Source organism: Streptacidiphilus sp. MAP12-16 (assembly GCF_041262165.1).
In the GTDB taxonomy this organism is placed as follows: Bacteria; Actinomycetota; Actinomycetes; order Streptomycetales; family Streptomycetaceae; genus Streptacidiphilus.
In genome coordinates, this window is record NZ_JBGCBY010000015.1 from 169,644 (window position 1) to 185,585 (window position 15,942).

Consider the following 15,942-nt stretch of genomic DNA (forward strand, 5'->3'; position numbering starts at 1 on the left):
GACCCGCCATCGCAGCCCCCGTGGCTCGTACCCGCGCTCCCGCGTCCCTACCGGGAAAACCTGCCCACCCCCGGGCCCCTCATTCCCCGACCGCACCGATCCGGACACCGGTGTCGGGACACGGGTGGAGGGGGAGGCCGACAGCCACCCCCTCCACCCGTGCCGACCCGGCGCCCGCCCGACCCGGCGCCCGCCCGACCCGGCGCCGCCCGACCCGGCGCCGCCCGACCCGGCGCCGCCCGACCCGGCGCCGCCCGACCCGGCGCCGCCCGACCCGGCGCCGCCCGATCCGGCGTCAGCCCTGCGGCTGCCCCGCCAGGAACGCCTCCACCTCGGCGCGCACCTCCGGCGTGTCCAGCCCGCGCACGACCATCGTCGTGCGCCGACGCAGCACGTCGTCCGCCGTGTACGCCCACTCGTGCGCCGCCGCATAGGCGACCTGCGCCCACACGTCGGGCCCGTCCGCGTGGATCGGGCGGCCCAGCTCCGGGTTCTCCGCGATCAGCTGGGCGATCTCGAACGACAGGGTCCCGTAGTGCGTTGCCAGGTTCCGTGCGACCAGCGGGTCCATCCGCGTCCCCGGCTCGCGGTCGACCAGAAGCCGGTGCGCGACCGCGTTGGGGCTGGCGACACCGGGCAGCGGCACCGTACGCGGAATGGCCGAGATGTCCTCGGCCAACCCGGTCCCGGGCACGTGCGCCAGCTTCTCCAGCACGACCCGCCCGATGTGACGATACGTCGTCCACTTGCCCCCGGCCACGGACAGCATTCCGCCGCGGCCCTCGGTCACCACCGTCTCCCGCTTCGCCGCCGCGGTCTCACCCGGGCCGCCGGGCAGCACCCGCAGCCCCGCGAAGGAGTAGGTGACCAGGTCCCGGTCCAAGTGCTCGTCCTTGATGGCGTGCCCGGCCTCGCCGATGATCTGGTCGATGTCCGTCTCGGTCGGGCGCACGTCGGCGGGGTCGCCGGTGTACTCCTCGTCGGTGGTGCCCAGCAGGACGTGGTCCTCCCAGGGGATGGCGAAGGAGACCCGGTACTTGTCGATCGGAATGGTCAGCGCCGCACGCCACGGGGCTCGCCGCTTCATCACCACGTGCGCGCCCTTGGACAGCCGGATGCTCGGGGCCGAGCCCGCGTCCTCCATCGTCCGCAGGTGGTCCACCCAGGGCCCGGTCGCGTTGAGCACCAGCCGCGCGTTGATCCCGAACTCGCTGCCGTCGAGGCGGTCCCGGAGATCGGCGCCGGTGACCCGACCGCCGGTACTGCCATTTCCCCCTGAAAAGCGCAATCCGGTCACCTCAGCGTGGTTGAGCACCACCGCGCCCGAGTCCACGGCCGCCCGCACCGTCATCACCGCGACCCGCGAGTCGTTCATCTGGTGGTCGCCGTAGACGGCCACAGACCGCAGCCCCTCCTGGCGCAGCGCCGGGACCTGCTGCAGCGCGTGCGCGGGCGTGGACACCCGGCCCATGCCGTCGCGGAAGGCCGACAGCGCGGAGTAGAGGAAGACCCCGGCGCCGAGCTTGGGAGCGCTGTGCGGGCCGCCCTTGTAGACCGGCACGAAGAAGGTGAGCGGGTTGACCAGGTGCGGGGCGACGTCGGTGGCCAGGGCCCGGCGCTCCTTGTGGTTCTCCGCGACCAGCTTCACCGCGCCGGTCTGCAGGTAGCGCAGGCCGCCGTGGACGAGCTTGGACGAGGCGCTGGAGGTGGCGCCGGCGAAGTCCCCGGCGTCCACCATGGCGACCCGCAGCCCGGACTGGGCGGCGGTCCAGGCGACCGCCGTACCGAGGATGCCGCCGCCGATGACCAGCAGGTCGTAGGTGGCGCTGCTGAGCAGGTGCCGCGACTGCGCGCGGCCGGCGGAGTGGTTGGCGCCCAGGGTCGGGATCGTGTTCATGTGATGGTCCGACAGGCCGCGTGAGCGCAGGCCTGCCGTACTCCTCTCAAAGGTGTCTCAATGTGGTGCCGTGGTTGCGGGCGGGGCGCCGCCGCCGGTGATCAGCGCTGATCAGCGGGGGACGGCGGCGTCCCGCCCGTCCTGCTCAGGCCTTGGGCGCTTCGTCTTCCTCGATCCAGCCCATGGTCCGCTCGACGGCCTTGAGCCAGTTCTTGTACTCGCGGTCGCGGGTGGCCTCGTCCATCCGCGGGGTCCACTCGGCGGCCCGGTGCCAGTTGGCCCGCAGGGTGTCCAGGTCCGGCCAGAAGCCGACGGCCAGGCCGGCGGCGTAGGCCGCACCGAGCGCGGTGGTCTCGGCGACGAACGGGCGCTCCACCGGCGCGTCCAGGACGTCCGCGATGTTCTGCATCAGCAGGTTGTTGCTGGTCATGCCGCCGTCGACCTTGAGCGCGGTGAGCGTGACGCCGGAGTCCTTGGCCATGGCGTCGACGACCTCGCGGGTCTGCCAGGCGGTGGCCTCCAGCACGGCCCGGGCCAGGTGGCCCTTCGTCACATAACGCGTGAGCCCGGTGATCACGCCGCGCGCGTCGGAGCGCCAGTACGGGGCGAACAGCCCGGAGAACGCGGGGACGATGTAGGCGCCGCCATTGTCCTCGACCGTGTTGGCGAGGGTCTCGATCTCGGCCGCCGTGGAGATGATGCCCAACTGGTCGCGGAACCACTGCACCAGCGAACCGGTGACCGCGATGGACCCCTCCAGCGCGTAGACCGGCTTCTCCTTGCCGATCCGGTAGCCGACCGTGGTCAGCAGCCCGTGGTAGGAGTTGACGGCCTTCTCGCCGGTGTTGAGCAGCAGGAAGGTACCGGTGCCGTAGGTGCTCTTGGCCTCGCCCTCGTTGAAGCAGGTCTGCCCGAACAGCGCGGCCTGCTGGTCGCCCAGCGCGGACGCGACCGGCACGCCCTCCAGCACGCCCACCGCGTGTCCGTACACCTCGGCGGAGGACCGGATCTCCGGCAGCACCGACGCCGGGACGCCCATCGACTCCAGGATCTTGGCGTCCCACTCCAGGGTGGCCAGGTTCATCAGCATGGTGCGCGACGCGTTGGTCACGTCGGTGACGTGCACCCCCCCGTTGACGCCGCCGGTCAGGTTCCAGATGACCCAGCTGTCCATCGTGCCGAAGAGGATGTCCCCGGCGTCGGCGCGCTCGCGCAGGCCCTCGACGTTGTCGAGCAGCCAGCGGATCTTCGGTCCGGCGAAGTAGCTGGCCAGCGGCAGGCCGGTCTCGCGGCGGAAGCGGTCCTGGCCGACGTTGCGGCCGAGCTCCTTGCACAGCGCCTCGGTGCGGGTGTCCTGCCACACGATCGCGTTGTGCACCGGCTGGCCGGTGTTCTTGTCCCACAGGATGGTGGTCTCGCGCTGGTTGGTGATGCCGATGGCGCGGATGTCGTCCCTGGTCAGGTTCGCCTTCTCGAGCGCCCCGGCGATGACGGACTGCACCCGGGTCCAGATCTCGGCGCCGTCGTGCTCGACCCAGCCGGGCTGGGGGAAGATCTGGCTGTGCTCCTGCTGGTCGACGGCGACGATGCGCCCGTCCGCACCGAAGATGATGCAGCGGCTGGAAGTGGTGCCCTGGTCGATCGCGGCGATGTACTGGCCGCCATTGGACAGTGTGGTCACGGCTTGAGTCCTCTGGGGGAGTGGGTGCGGACAGGGGGAGGAACGGGTGCGCTTGCCACGTCTACGAAATCAGAACTACGAAATCAGAACGCTGCCTTGAAGAGGAGACCCGAGAGCGCCGCGCCGACGAGCGGTCCGGCCACCGGGACCCAGGCGTAACCCCAGTCGGAGGTGCCCTTCTTGGGGATGGGGAGCAGCGAGTGGATGATGCGCGGGCCGAGGTCGCGGACCGGGTTGATCGCGTAGCCGGTCGGGCCGCCGAGGGAGAAGCCGATGCCGACCACGGTGAGGGACGTGATCAGGATGCCCATGCCGGAGAGGCCGAGCTCCTTGTTGAGCCCCTGGGTGAGGATCAGCATGCACAGCACCATGGTGCCGATGATCTCGGTGATCAGGTTCTGTATCGGATTGCGGATCTCCGGGCCGGTGGAGAAGATCCCGAGCGTGGGCTCGTCGTTCTCCTGGAACTGGCCGAGGTAGACCAGCCAGACCAGCACCGCGCCGACCATCGCGCCGAGCAGCTGCCCCGCGAGGTAGACCGGCACGTGGCTCCACTGGCCGGTCTTGATGGCTATGGCGACGGTCACCGCCGGGTTGAGGTGGGCGCCCGACAGCGAGGACGAGACGTATGCCGCGACCATGACCGCGAAGCCCCAGCCGAAGGCGATGGCGACCCAGCCGGCGCCGTGCGCCTTGGATCTCTTGAGGGTGACGGCGGCGCAGACGCCGCCGCCGAGCAGGATGAGCAACGCGGTCCCGAGCAGCTCGCCTACGAAGATGTGGCCGTTGGACACAACGACTCCTTTGTCCATGCCCCTGTGGGTGGGTGGGGGGTGTCACACGGGGCGGCCATGAACAATGTTCGACATTGTCGACCGCCATGCGGCAGTTTTCCCTCCAGGCGCTCCCGCGTCAAGACCGCGCATGAAAAACTTCAGCCAATCAACTCTTCAAACGTTAAACCTGGGCAAATCGCCCACACGCAGCCTCATCTGCCCATCCCACCCCTCTTGTCGAGGCTGTATCCGGCCTGCTCAGAACCGGGCCGCGCCCAGGTCGCGGGAGATCGCCCGCGCCGCCTCCCGTACGGAGACCACGAGCTCCGGCCGCACCACGCCGGCCTCGCAGACCCGCTCCACCGCGCCGCTCACGCACACCGCGCCCACGGGGTTGCGCCGCCGGTCCTGGATCAGCGCGCCGATGGACGCCACGCCCTCCCAGGTCTCCTCCACGGCCGCGCTCCACCCGCGCTCGCGGGTCAGCGCGCACTCCTCGTCGATGGCGACGAGGTCGGTCAGCGTCCGCGAGGTGAACCTCTCCGGCGCGTTGCCGTCGAGCATGCCGCGGGCCACCGGGTCGTGGGCGAGCAGCACCTTCCCCAGGGCCGTGCTGTGCAGCGGCTGCATGCTGCCGACCTCCAGCACCTGGCGGCTGTCGTCGGGTCGGAACACGTGATGGACGATCAGAACCCCGCGATGGTGCAGCACTCCCAGATAGACGGTCTCGCCGCTGGCGCGGGCGAGGTCGTCGGCCCAGACCAGCGCGCGGGCGCGCAGCTCGTGCACGTCCAGATAGCTCTGCCCGAGTCGCAGCAGTTCCGCGCCGAGCTGGTATTTGCCGCTTTCCAGATCCTGTTCGACAAAGCCCTCCTGCTGCAGGGTCCGCAGGATTCCGTGCGCCGTGCCCTTGGCCAACCCCAGCGAGGCGGAAACCTCGGACAGTCCCAGACGGCGTTCGCCGCCCGCGAGCAGTCGCAGGATGGCCGCCGCGCGCTCAAGCGACTGGATCGGGCCGGGCATCGCACACCTCCGCAGGGGAGCGGTCGACAATGCTGAACACGTTGTGAGTATGTCGACCGCGTATCTTTCCTTCAGAGTGTGCCAGTCCGACCGCCGCCGCTCCATCCGCCCCAGGAATCCCGCCTGGCGCAATCGACCCAATCCCGCGCATAGCGGCCGGGCGGCAGGGGGCGACCGCGCGCCGACGCGCCGTCCGCGGCCTGTTCGCACGCCATCCGTCCAGGCTGAGGCGATCTCCGCCGGGCGCGAACGGGGGCTCCGACGAGGGCTCAGCCCGCGGCCGATCCGCGCAGGGTCGCCGCCAAGACGGCGATCTGCTCGGCACCCACCCGGCAGCAGCCGCCGACCAGCCGGGCCCCGGCCCCGGTCCACTCGCCGACCCGTTCCGCGTCGAAGGTGGGGCGGCCGGCCCAGGCACGGGTCTGCGCGTTCCAGCCCTCGCCGCTGTTGGGGTAGACCACCACCGGCTTGCCGGTGACCGAGGCCGCCAGCGCCACAGCCTCCGCCGCCTCCTCCGGGGCGCAGCAGTTCACGCCCACCGCCACCACCTGGTCCACGCCGGCCGCCAGCGCGAACGCCTGCTCCAGCGGCTGCCCGGCCCGGGTGCGCCCGTCGGCGACGCTGTACGAGAGCCACACCGGCACGCCGAGCCCGTCCACGGCCCGAAGCAGTGCCTCCGCCTCGTCCAGGTCCGGCACGGTCTCCAGCGCCAGCACGTCAGGGGCCGCCGACGCCAGCACCTCCGCGCGCGGCCGGTGGAACCGCTCCAGCTCAGCGACACTCAGCCCGTAGCGGCCGCGATACTCCGAGCCGTCCGCGAGCACCGCTCCGTACGGGCCGACCGACGCCGCGACCCACCGCGAGGCGGCATTCCCGTCCGCGTCCCTCGCGGCCTCCCGCGCCAGCTCCACGCTGCGCCGCAGCAGGCCTTCCGCCTCGCGCCGCCCGATGCCCACCCGGGCGTAGCCCTCGAAGCCGGCCTGGTAGCTCGCCGTGATAGCCACCTGCGCTCCCGCGGCGAAGTACGCGCGGTGCACCTCGCGCACCGCCTCCGGTGCGTCCGCGAGCAGCCGCGCCGACCAGAGTGCGTCCGACAGGTCGTGCCCGGCCGCCTCCAACTGGTTCGACATCCCGCCGTCCAGCACCACGACACCCTCGGCGAGCGCTGCGACCAGCGACGTCGGCGAGGCATCCGGAGCGGGGGAACGGCCGTTGTCGGTCATGCGGGGTGCCTCCGGCGTGGACGTAGAGGTGGACGTAGAGGTGGACGTAGCCGTGGACGCGCGGGCGGCCTGCGGCAGGTGCCGTAACTCTACGTGCCCGGCAAAACCTCTGGCCTCTGTCGGAGTCGTGCGCTAGGTTTACCTCAGTTCGAGAAATACTCGATCTGAGAACAACCGCGATGGAGAGCCCGATGCCGCCCCAGGGCCACGACCCGGCCGCCGACCAGGCCGAACAGGACTGGCTCGCAGCCTATGACCCGCGCGCCTTCACCCCGGTCGCGGTCACCGTGGACGTCGTCGCCCTGACCCTCCGCCAGAACCGGCTGCACGTCCTGCTCGTGGAGCGCGCCGCGCCGCCGTTCCAGGGCTGCTGGGCACTGCCCGGCGGCTTCGTCCGCGCCGGACAGGAAGACCTCGACCAGGCCGCCGCGCGCGAACTCGCCGAGGAGACCGGCGTGGAAACGGCCACCCTGCGTCGCGTTCACCTGGAACAACTCGGTTCGTACGGAAGGCCCGAGCGCGATCCCCGGATGCACGTCGTCTCCGTCGCCTACCTCGCCTTCGCGCCCGACCTGCCCGATCCGCAGGCCGGGAGCGACGCGGCCGACGCGGCCTGGGTGCCGCTCGCCGCACTGGACTCGGCTGCCGGACCCCACAGGGGAGGGCCCGGCAGCCGGCCCGCAGTCGAGCTGGCCTTCGACCACGCGGCGATCCTCGGCGACGCCCTCGACCGGGCCCGCTCCAAGCTCGAGTACACCCCGCTCGCCACCGCGTTCCTCGGCCCGGAGTTCACCATCTCCGAACTGCGCGCCGTCTACGAGGAGATCTGGGGCGAGAAGCTCCACGCGGGCAACTTCCACCGCAAGATCCTCTCCGTGCCCGGCTTCGTGGAGAGCACCGGCCAGACCACCGAGCGCGGCGGCAGCCGCGGCGGCCCCCGCGCCCGCCTCTACCGAACCGGAGACGCCCGCCTGCTCCACCCCGCGCTACTCCGACCCGACCGCGAGGAGGACATACGCTGACCGTCCGGATCCCCGCCCGACCGCGCACCTTCGACGAGGCCCTTGCCGCCGTCGCCGCCGCGACCACCGCGGCCGAGCTCCTCGGCGCGGCCCCCGCCGACGCGGACCGCCGCTACCGCCGTCTCGTCCGCTTACTCCACCCGGACACGGCGCCCCCCGGACGCAGTGCCGAGGCTGCCCGCGCCTGCGCCGCGCTGAACGCCCTCCGTACCCACCAACCGAACTCCGGCCAGGACACGCTGACGACCCGTCGGTTCGGCTACCGGATCGGCCCGGTCCACGCCCTCGGCGACCTCGCCGTCCTCCGCCGCGCCCGCGCCACTCCGCTGTCCGCAACGCTGTCCGCAACGGGTCCGACCGCACGCGGCGGCCGTCCGCCCGCCGACCTCGACGCGCTCCTCAAGATCCCGCGCTCGCCCGCCGACAACGACCTGATCGAGCGTGAGGCCACCGCCCTCGACCGGCTCACCCGGCACGGCGACCCGCGCTACCGTGCCTACGCCCCGACCCTGGTCGAGAGCTTCCCGTACACCGACCCCGCCGACCCCAGCCGGACCGTGCGCCAGGTCAACGTCCTGAAACGGCTCGACGGCTTCCACCCCCTCACCGATCTCCTCGCCTCCTGGCCGGACGGCCTCGACCCCCGGGACGTCGCCTGGATCTGGCGACGCCTGCTCGTCGCCCTCGGCTACGCCCACCGCGCCGGGATCCGGCACGGTGCCGTCCTGCCCGAACACGTCCTCGTCCATCCGGCGGAACACGGACTCGTCCTCGTCGACTGGTGCTACTCCGTCGCCGGAGCCCCCGCCCGCCTGCCGGCCCTGGTCGAACGTCACCGCCGCCGCTATCCCCCCGAGGTGCGGATGCGGGACCCCGCGACCGAGGCCACCGACATCCACCTCGCCACCCTCTGCATGGCCGACCTCATGGCCGAACGAGCCCCGCGCGAGCTGCGCGCCTTCGTCGCCGGCTGCACCCTGCTGCCGGAACCCCGCCGACCGCACGACGCCTGGAAGCTGCTGGCCGAGCTCGACGACGTACTCGAGAACCTCTACGGTCCGCGGACCTTCCGCCCCATGCACCTACCCGGCAGCACCCACTCGTAAGGAGAACCCCCCATGGGCAGCGGACGCTGGTCCACCAACGTCTACGACGCCGCGGAGAACTACCGCGCCGCCACCGGAGCCGACGCCTTCGACTACAGCGCCCGCGCCCGCCGCGGCGCCCGCGACAGCTGGAAGGCCCACCCCTCACTCGACCCGCAGGGCCTGACCGTCCGGGAGAGCCGCGACTCCGCCGAGCACCCCAACTCCCTGGCCATCGCGGTCCTCTTCGACGTCACCGGCTCGATGCAGGCCGTCCCGCGCGTCCTGCAGACCAAGCTCCCCGAGCTCTTCGGCCTGCTGCTGCGCAAGGGCTACACCCAGGACCCGCAGATCCTCTTCGGCGCGGTCGGCGACGCGACCTGCGACCGCGTGCCGCTCCAACTCGGCCAGTTCGAGTCCGACAACCGGATGGACGACGACCTCGGCAACATCTTCCTCGAAGGCGGCGGAGGCGGGCAGATGACCGAGTCCTACGAACTCGCCATGTACGCCATGGCCCGCCACACCTCGCTGGACTGCCACGAGAAGCGGGGACGCCGCGGCTACCTCTTCCTGATCGGCGACGAGCTCCCCTACGGCAAGGTCAAGGCCCGCGAGGTGCGCGCCGTCCTCGGCGACGACCTCACCGAGGACATCCCGTTGAGTCGCCTGCTGCCCGAACTCCAGCGGACCTTCGACGTGTACTACATCCTCCCGGCCGGGACCGCCTACGCCGGGAACGCCGACGTGCTCGGCCCGTGGCGCAAGCTCCTCCGGCAGAACGTCATCGAACTCGACGACCTGGACGCCGTCTGCGAGACCATCGCCCTCACCGTCGGCCTCGGCGAGGAGGCCATCGACCTCCAGGAGGGCCTGGCCGACCTCGCCGAGGTCGGCTCCACCTCCGCCGACTCCGTCGGCAAGGCCCTCGCCGGAGTCGCCCGCCGCCACAGCGAGATCGCCGTCGGCGCCGCTTCGCTGCTCGGCGACATCCCTGACGCTCCCTCAGGAACCTCTCGGCTGTGACCACCTCGTACCCCCAGCACACCGTCGTCGTCGACCTCGGCTACGGCGACGCGGGCAAGGGCACCGTCGTCGACCGGCTCTGCCAGGACACCGACGTCCGCACGGTCGTCCGCTTCAACGGCGGGGCCCAGGCCGCCCACAACGTGGTCACCCCCGATGGCCGCCACCACACCTTCGCCCAGTTCGGCTCCGGCACCCTGAGGGCTCGTGCCGGAGCCGACACCCACCTCTCCCGTTTCATGCTGGTCGACCCAGTGGCCCTCGCCGCCGAGGCCGCCGCCCTCACCCGGCTCGGCGTCCACCGGCCGCTCACCCTGCTCAGCGTCGACCGCCGCGCCCTGCTCACCACGCCCTACCACGCCGCCGCCAACCGCCACCGGGAGACCGCCAGGGGCGGCGCCCGGCACGGCTCCTGCGGCCTCGGCATCGGGGAGACCGCCGCCTACGCCCTCGCCCACCCCGACGACGCCCTCGCCGCAGGCGACTGCGCCGCCCCCGCCCGACTGCTCGCCAAACTCAGCCGCCTCCGCGACCGGCTCACCGCCGACCTCGGCCTGCCCGACCCTCTCGGCCCGCCCGTCGAAGACTGCGCCGCCCCCTTCCTGGCCTTCGCCGACCACGTCACGCTCACCGACGAGAGCTTCCTGCCCCGACTGCTGCGCAGCGGACCGGTGGTCTTCGAAGGCGCGCAGGGCGTGCTCCTCGACGAATGGCACGGCTTCCACCCCTACACCACCTGGTCCACCACCACCTTCGGCAACGCCGAAACCCTGCTCGCCGAGGCGGGCGCGGCCGGAACCGCGCTGCGCCTCGGCGTACTCCGCAGCTACACCACTCGTCACGGCCCCGGCCCGATGGTGACGGAGGACCAGAACCTCCGCGCCGCGCTCCCCGAACCCCACAACGGCCACGGCCCCTGGCAGGGAGCGTTCCGATTGGGACACTTCGACGCGGTAGCCCACCGCTACGCCCTCGCGGCCTGCGGCGGAGCCGACGCGCTCGCCCTCACCCACCTCGACGCCCCCGCCCGCCACCCGGGACTCGCCATCTGCGAGTCCTACCGGGTCGACGGCGACGAACTCCACGACCTCCCCACCGGCCCACCCGGCGACCTCGAACGCCAGAGCCGACTCACCGCACTCCTCCTCCGAGCCCGCCCCGGCCGCAGCCGAACCCCCGGACCCGCCCCGGCAGTCTGGACCGAAGCCGTCGCCGACACCCTCCGCACCCCGGTCCTGCTGGAGTCGCACGGACCCCGCGCCACCGACAAGCACTGGTGGGCCACGGCGGCCCTCGACCATGGCGGAGCTGGCGTAACGAGCGTTCACATGGCAGATTCCTGCCCTGGGGCCTGTCCTTGAACTCCGGCCGAGCCGGCCGCTGTGCGCCGATCCGAACCGGGTTCGCGGGCAGGACCCGGCGGCGCAGCTGACACCCCCGGCGGCGCCGCTGCCAGGCAACGACGCCGAACCCCGCCGGAGGGCCCCATGAGCAGCGCAGACCAGCACCCCACCACGCCCCTCTGGCAACCCTCCCCGGCCCGCGCCTCGGCCACCCAGCTCACCCGCTTCCAGCAGTGGGCCGCCCAGCACCATGGCGCACCCACCGGCGACTACGCCGCGCTGCACCAGTGGTCGGTGGACGACCTGGACCGCTTCTGGACCGCCGTCGCCACCTGGTTCGACGTCCGCTTCTCCAGCCCGCCGACCACCGCGCTCGCCGACGCCTCCATGCCCGGCGCGGTCTGGTTCCCCGGCGCTCGCCTGAACTACGCCGAACACGCGCTGCGCCACGGTGAGGACCCGGCACACGCCGACCTCCCGGCGATCCTCCATCTCGACGAGACCAGCCCCGAGCCCCGCGCCCTCACCTGGGCGGAACTCCGCCGCCAGGTCGGCTCCCTCGCCGCCGAGCTCCGCCGCCTCGGCGTCCGCCCCGGCGACCGGGTCAGCGCCTACGTCCCGAACGTGCCCCAGGCCGCCGTGGCCCTCCTGGCCACCGCCGCCGTCGGTGCCATCTGGACGTCGTGCGCTCCTGACTTCGGCGCCCGCAGCGTCCTCGACCGCTTCCAGCAGCTCGAACCCGTGCTCCTCTTCGCCGTCGACGGCTACCGCTACGGCGGAAAGACCCACGACCGCAGCGACATCGTGGCCGAGCTGCGGCGCGAACTGCCCACTCTCCGCCACGTCGTCCACATCCCGCTGCTCGGCACCCCGGGCCCCGAGGGCAGCCTTCGCTGGGACGACCTGCTCACCGGCCAGGACGAGCCCGAGTTCGAGCAACTCCCGTTCGACCACCCGCTCTGGGTGCTCTACTCCTCCGGCACCACCGGTCTGCCCAAAGCCATCGTCCAGGGCCACGGCGGCATCGTCGTCGAGCACCTCAAGCAGGCCGGGCTGCACCTCGACCTCGGCCCGGAGGACCGGTTCTTCTGGTACACCTCCACCGGCTGGATGATGTGGAACTTCCTCATGGCCGGACTCCTCGTCGGCGCGAGCATCGTCACCTACGACGGCAGCCCGGGTTATCCGGACACCGCCGCGCAGTGGCGCATCGCCGAACGCGCCGAGGTGACGGTCTACGGCACTTCCGCGGCGTACATCACCGCCTGTTCCAAGGCGGACGTGCACCCAGCCCGCGACCTGGACCTCTCCCGCCTGCGCGCCATCGGCACCACCGGCTCGCCCCTCCCGCCCGACGGCTTCCGCTGGATCTACGAGGAGGTCGACGCCGACATCTGGCTGGCCTCGGTCAGCGGCGGCACCGACCTGTGCAGCTGCTTCGTCGGCGGAGTCCCCACGCTGCCGGTGTATCTCGGCGAGATCCAGGCCCCCTGCCTCGGCGCGGCGGTGGAGTCCTGGGACGTGAACGGCAAGCCCGTGGTCGGCGAGGTCGGCGAACTCGTCTGCACCAAGCCCATTCCGTCGATGCCCCTCGGCTTCTGGAACGACCCGGACGGCTCCCGCTACCGCGAGAGCTACTTCGAGACCTTCCCCGGCGTCTGGCGCCACGGCGACTGGATCACGGTCACCCCGCGCGGCACCGTCGTCATCCACGGCCGCTCCGACTCGACCCTCAACCGCCAGGGCGTCCGGATGGGCTCCGCCGACATCTACGAGGTGGTCGAGCGCCTGCCGCAGATCCGCGAGTCCCTCGTGATCGGCCTGGAGCAGCCCGACGGCGGGTACTGGATGCCCCTCTTCGTCGTCCTCGCCGACGGCTCCACCCTCGACGACGACCTCCGCGCCGCGATCCGGACGTCACTGCGGGAACAGCTCTCACCCCGACACGTGCCGGACGACGTCATCGCCGTCCCCGCCCTGCCCCACACCCTCACCGGCAAGCGCCTCGAAGTCCCGATCAAGCGCATCCTCTCCGGCACCCCCCTCGCTCAGGCCGTCAACCCCGGCTCCCTCGACAACCCCGACGCCCTCACCCCCTTCATCACCCTCACCCCTCCCACCCGGGACTGAAGCTCCAAGGGCTCGCCCGGCGGACGACTACTCGCCGGAGAGCACCTGGTTCGCGGCCGCCCGCGCCTCGTCAGCCGTGTCCGTCGCCCGCGCGGCGGCCGCGGCGCGCCGGCACTGCGCGAGGGTGTACTTCGCCAGCGTGGCCCGTACGTAGGGGATCGAGGCCGCACCCATCGACAGGCTGGTCACCCCGAGTCCCGTCAGGACACACGCCAGAATCGGGTCGGCTGCGGCCTCGCCGCAGACACCGCAGCTCTGGCCGCCGGCCTTCGCCGCGTCCGTGGAGAAGGCGATCAGGTCGAGCAGCGCCGGCTGCCAGGGGTCCTGAAGCCGCGCCAGCGCACCCACCTGGCGGTCGGCGGCAAAGGTGTACTGGGCGAGGTCGTTGGTGCCCAGCGACAGGAACTCGACCTCCTGCAGGATCGACCGTGCCCGTAGCGCCGCGGACGGAATCTCCACCATCGCGCCGAACTTCGCCTTCAGACCAGCCGTCCGGCACGCGTCTGCGAAGGCTCGAGCGTCGATCCGGTCCGCCACCATCGGTGCCATGACCTCGAGGTAGACGGGCAGCCCCTGCGCCGCCCGGGCCAGCGCTCGCAGCTGCGTCTGCAGCAGGTCGGGATGATTGAGCAGGCTCCGCAGTCCGCGCACACCCAGGGCAGGGTTCGGCTCGTCGGCAGCCGTCATGAAGTCCAGCGGCTTGTCCGCACCCGCGTCCAGCACGCGCACCACGACCCGCCCTCCTGGGAAAGCCTCCAGCACTGTCTGGTAGGCCTCGACCTGCGCGTCCTCCGACGGCGCCTTCGCCGAGTCCTCCAAGAAGAGGAACTCGGTGCGGAACAGCCCCACGCCCTCCGCACCCGCGGCGACCGCCGCCGGCACGTCCGCCGGACCGCCGACATTGGCAAGCAGCGGTACCCGATGGCCGTCCGAGGTCTGACCGGGACCGGTCGACGCCGACAGGGCAGCCCTACGCTCGGCAGCGATGCGGCGCAGCTCGGCCTGCTGTTCCTCCGACGGCTCGACCAGGACCACCCCGGTGCTGCCGTCCACCGCCACCACGACACCCTCGGCCATCTGCGTGGCGCCCGGCATCGCGACCACCGCCGGTACGCCCAGTGCCCGCGCGAGAATCGCCGAGTGGCTGGTCGGCCCACCCTCCTCGGTCACAAAGCCAAGGACCAGGGTCGGGTCGAGGAGTGCCGTGTCCGCGGGTGCCAGGTCCCGCGCGAAGAGCACGTACGGCTCGTCGCTGTCGGGCACCCCCGGCATCGGCACACCCATCAACCGCGCCACGATCCGGTTCCGAACATCGTCCAGGTCTGCGACGCGCCCGGCCAGGTAGTCCCCGGCATTCGCGAGCAGGGCCCGATAGGAGGCGAAGGCGTCGTAGACAGCTCGCTCCGCCGTGCTGCCCACGGCGATCCGCCGCTCGACGTCGGCCCTCAGCTCCGGGTCCAGCGCCATCAGCGACTGCGCCTCCAGCACGGCCTGCGCCTCGCCGCCGGCCAGATTGCCTCGGGCCTGCAAGTCCGCGGCCACCGCCTCGACGGCCTGCCGCGCCCGCGCCTGCTCGCGCGGAGCGCCGGCGCTCGGCGTCTGCTGCGCCGGTGGTTCCAGCACCGCCGTACCCATGTGCCGAACCTGTCCGATCGCGACCCCGTGGCTCACGCCCACGCCGTGCAGCGTCTCTGTCATCTCGCCCGTTCTCCGCTGGGGGTACGGCCGTCAGAGGCCGCTCGAGTCCGTCGTATCACGGGTCCCCTCCGTCCACAGCGGACAGAGCCGTGCTTGCTCGCATTGCACACCCGCTGGCTAGCCCCAGCTGAAGAGGTCGTCGCCGACGACCACCTCGCCGGAATCCCGGACGTCGCCCAGTTCCTCGGCGGTGGCCTCGAGCGCCACGACCGGGCTGATCGGCGACTTCCCGGCCGCCGCGATCGCCGCCGGATTCCACCGGATCATCGGTTGACCACGCTTCACGGAGTCTCCCTTGCTCACCAGCAGCTCGAAGCCCTGGCCGTTGAGCTGTACCGTCTCGATGCCCAGGTGGGTGAGGACGCCGTGACCTTCGTCGTCGATGACCACGTAGGCGTGCGGGTGGAGGGAGAGAACAGTGCCATCCATCGGAGCCACGGCCTCCCCGGGCTCCCGCACCGGGTCGATCGCGGTGCCGGGACCGACCATCGCGCCGGAGAACACCGGGTCGGGTACGGAGGCGAGCCCGATGGCGCGTCCGTTCAGCGGGGACGTCACGTTCGTCATGCTCGAACCTCCACTTGCGGTTGCACGCGTTCCTACCGGGCAGGCGCGGGATCAGCGTAAATCAACTCAACTCTGGGCACTTCGCCGCTGCAGCGCCCAGGGACCCGGCCGACTGGTCCAGTCCACTCGCGCGACGGAACTCTACGTCAAATGAGTGAAGTGCCCCGCGCACTCCGGTTTGCCCCTGCAGGCGGCCGCATGTAACGTGGGGCATCTGCCCGCAGCGACCTGGTTGGTTGCTGCACGTCGGCAAGACCTCAATTCGGATCCGCGATTCTGTTGCGTCATGTCTTGAGAGCCTGCCTTCGAAAAGCAGCCCGAATTCGACCGGGAGAGACCAGCACCGCGGGTCTGCTAAGCTCGATAGCGTAAGAACGAAGCGCCCGGAGGGTCGGTGTGAAAGCCGCCTGAAGGAAGCGTCCGTTCCTTGAGAACTCAACAGCGTGCCAAAAGTCAACGCCAGATATGTTG

General features: G+C 71.7%; 12 protein-coding genes. 5 read left to right on the top strand and 7 right to left on the bottom strand.

Annotated elements, in window-relative coordinates; genetic code table 11:
* Positions 1-295 precede the first annotated feature (295 nt).
* The 5 genes from ABIA33_RS21385 to mmuM form a co-directional block, all read right to left on the bottom strand.
* A complete protein-coding gene (locus ABIA33_RS21385; protein ID WP_370083949.1) occupies positions 296-1,897 on the bottom strand; it encodes an FAD-dependent oxidoreductase in 1,602 nt (533 codons plus the stop codon).
* A 145-nt stretch (positions 1,898-2,042) separates the two neighbouring features.
* Positions 2,043-3,578 (bottom strand): glycerol kinase GlpK, encoded by a 1,536-nt coding sequence (gene glpK, locus ABIA33_RS21390; protein WP_370083950.1) that lies wholly within the window; start codon positions 3,576-3,578, stop codon positions 2,043-2,045.
* Positions 3,579-3,661: 83 nt separating this feature from the next.
* A complete protein-coding gene (locus ABIA33_RS21395; protein ID WP_370083951.1) occupies positions 3,662-4,372 on the bottom strand; it encodes an MIP/aquaporin family protein in 711 nt (236 codons plus the stop codon).
* A 240-nt stretch (positions 4,373-4,612) separates the two neighbouring features.
* Complete coding sequence (locus tag ABIA33_RS21400) at positions 4,613-5,377, bottom strand: IclR family transcriptional regulator (RefSeq protein WP_370083952.1); 765 nt, start codon at positions 5,375-5,377, stop codon at positions 4,613-4,615.
* 269 nt (positions 5,378-5,646) lie between these two features.
* On the bottom strand, positions 5,647-6,600 hold the full coding sequence (gene mmuM, locus ABIA33_RS21405; protein WP_370083953.1) for a homocysteine S-methyltransferase: 954 nt from the start codon (positions 6,598-6,600) through the stop codon (positions 5,647-5,649).
* Between the two features lie 191 nt (positions 6,601-6,791).
* On the opposite strand from mmuM, the gene ABIA33_RS21410 reads away from it, so the two are divergent.
* The 5 genes from ABIA33_RS21410 to ABIA33_RS21430 all read left to right on the top strand — a co-directional run bounded on the left by ABIA33_RS21410 (position 6,792) and on the right by ABIA33_RS21430 (position 13,206).
* Positions 6,792-7,622 (top strand): NUDIX domain-containing protein, encoded by an 831-nt coding sequence (locus ABIA33_RS21410; protein ID WP_370083954.1) that lies wholly within the window; start codon positions 6,792-6,794, stop codon positions 7,620-7,622.
* Positions 7,623-8,179: 557 nt separating this feature from the next.
* Positions 8,180-8,728: a lipopolysaccharide kinase InaA family protein gene (locus ABIA33_RS21415; protein ID WP_370083955.1), complete on the top strand. Its 549-nt coding sequence runs from the start codon at positions 8,180-8,182 to the stop codon at positions 8,726-8,728.
* 12 nt (positions 8,729-8,740) lie between these two features.
* The gene (locus ABIA33_RS21420; protein WP_370083956.1) at positions 8,741-9,733 is read left to right on the top strand and encodes a hypothetical protein; all 993 of its coding nucleotides are present in this window, start codon (positions 8,741-8,743) and stop codon (positions 9,731-9,733) included.
* On the top strand, positions 9,730-11,094 hold the full coding sequence (locus tag ABIA33_RS21425; RefSeq protein WP_370083957.1) for an adenylosuccinate synthetase: 1,365 nt from the start codon (positions 9,730-9,732) through the stop codon (positions 11,092-11,094). The genes ABIA33_RS21420 and ABIA33_RS21425 overlap by 4 nt, the downstream gene beginning before the upstream one ends.
* Before the next feature lie 126 nt (positions 11,095-11,220).
* Positions 11,221-13,206 carry an acetoacetate--CoA ligase gene (locus tag ABIA33_RS21430; RefSeq protein WP_370083958.1) on the top strand — a complete coding sequence of 662 codons (1,986 nt, stop codon included), beginning with the start codon at positions 11,221-11,223 and terminating at the stop codon, positions 13,204-13,206.
* A 27-nt stretch (positions 13,207-13,233) separates the two neighbouring features.
* Here ABIA33_RS21430 and ptsP read toward each other — a convergent pair whose 3' ends face one another.
* Positions 13,234-14,904, bottom strand: a complete 1,671-nt coding sequence (gene ptsP, locus ABIA33_RS21435; RefSeq protein ID WP_370083959.1) for a phosphoenolpyruvate--protein phosphotransferase — start codon at positions 14,902-14,904, stop codon at positions 13,234-13,236.
* A gap of 117 nt (positions 14,905-15,021) precedes the next feature.
* On the bottom strand, positions 15,022-15,471 hold the full coding sequence (locus ABIA33_RS21440) for a PTS glucose transporter subunit IIA (RefSeq protein WP_370083960.1): 450 nt from the start codon (positions 15,469-15,471) through the stop codon (positions 15,022-15,024).
* Positions 15,472-15,942 lie beyond the last annotated feature (471 nt).

Bases quoted from the DNA above. Each gene is read 5' to 3' on its own strand.
- ABIA33_RS21420 (WP_370083956.1), top strand. From the start codon at position 8,741: ATGGGCAGCGGACGCTGGTCCACCAACGTCTACGACGCCGCGGAGAAC.
- ABIA33_RS21440 (WP_370083960.1), bottom strand. From the start codon at position 15,471: ATGACGAACGTGACGTCCCCGCTGAACGGACGCGCCATCGGGCTCGCC.
- ABIA33_RS21410 (WP_370083954.1), top strand. From the start codon at position 6,792: ATGCCGCCCCAGGGCCACGACCCGGCCGCCGACCAGGCCGAACAGGAC.
- ABIA33_RS21400 (WP_370083952.1), bottom strand. From the start codon at position 5,377: ATGCCCGGCCCGATCCAGTCGCTTGAGCGCGCGGCGGCCATCCTGCGA.
- mmuM (WP_370083953.1), bottom strand. From the start codon at position 6,600: ATGACCGACAACGGCCGTTCCCCCGCTCCGGATGCCTCGCCGACGTCG.
- ABIA33_RS21385 (WP_370083949.1), bottom strand. From the start codon at position 1,897: ATGAACACGATCCCGACCCTGGGCGCCAACCACTCCGCCGGCCGCGCG.
- ptsP (WP_370083959.1), bottom strand. From the start codon at position 14,904: ATGACAGAGACGCTGCACGGCGTGGGCGTGAGCCACGGGGTCGCGATC.
- ABIA33_RS21430 (WP_370083958.1), top strand. From the start codon at position 11,221: ATGAGCAGCGCAGACCAGCACCCCACCACGCCCCTCTGGCAACCCTCC.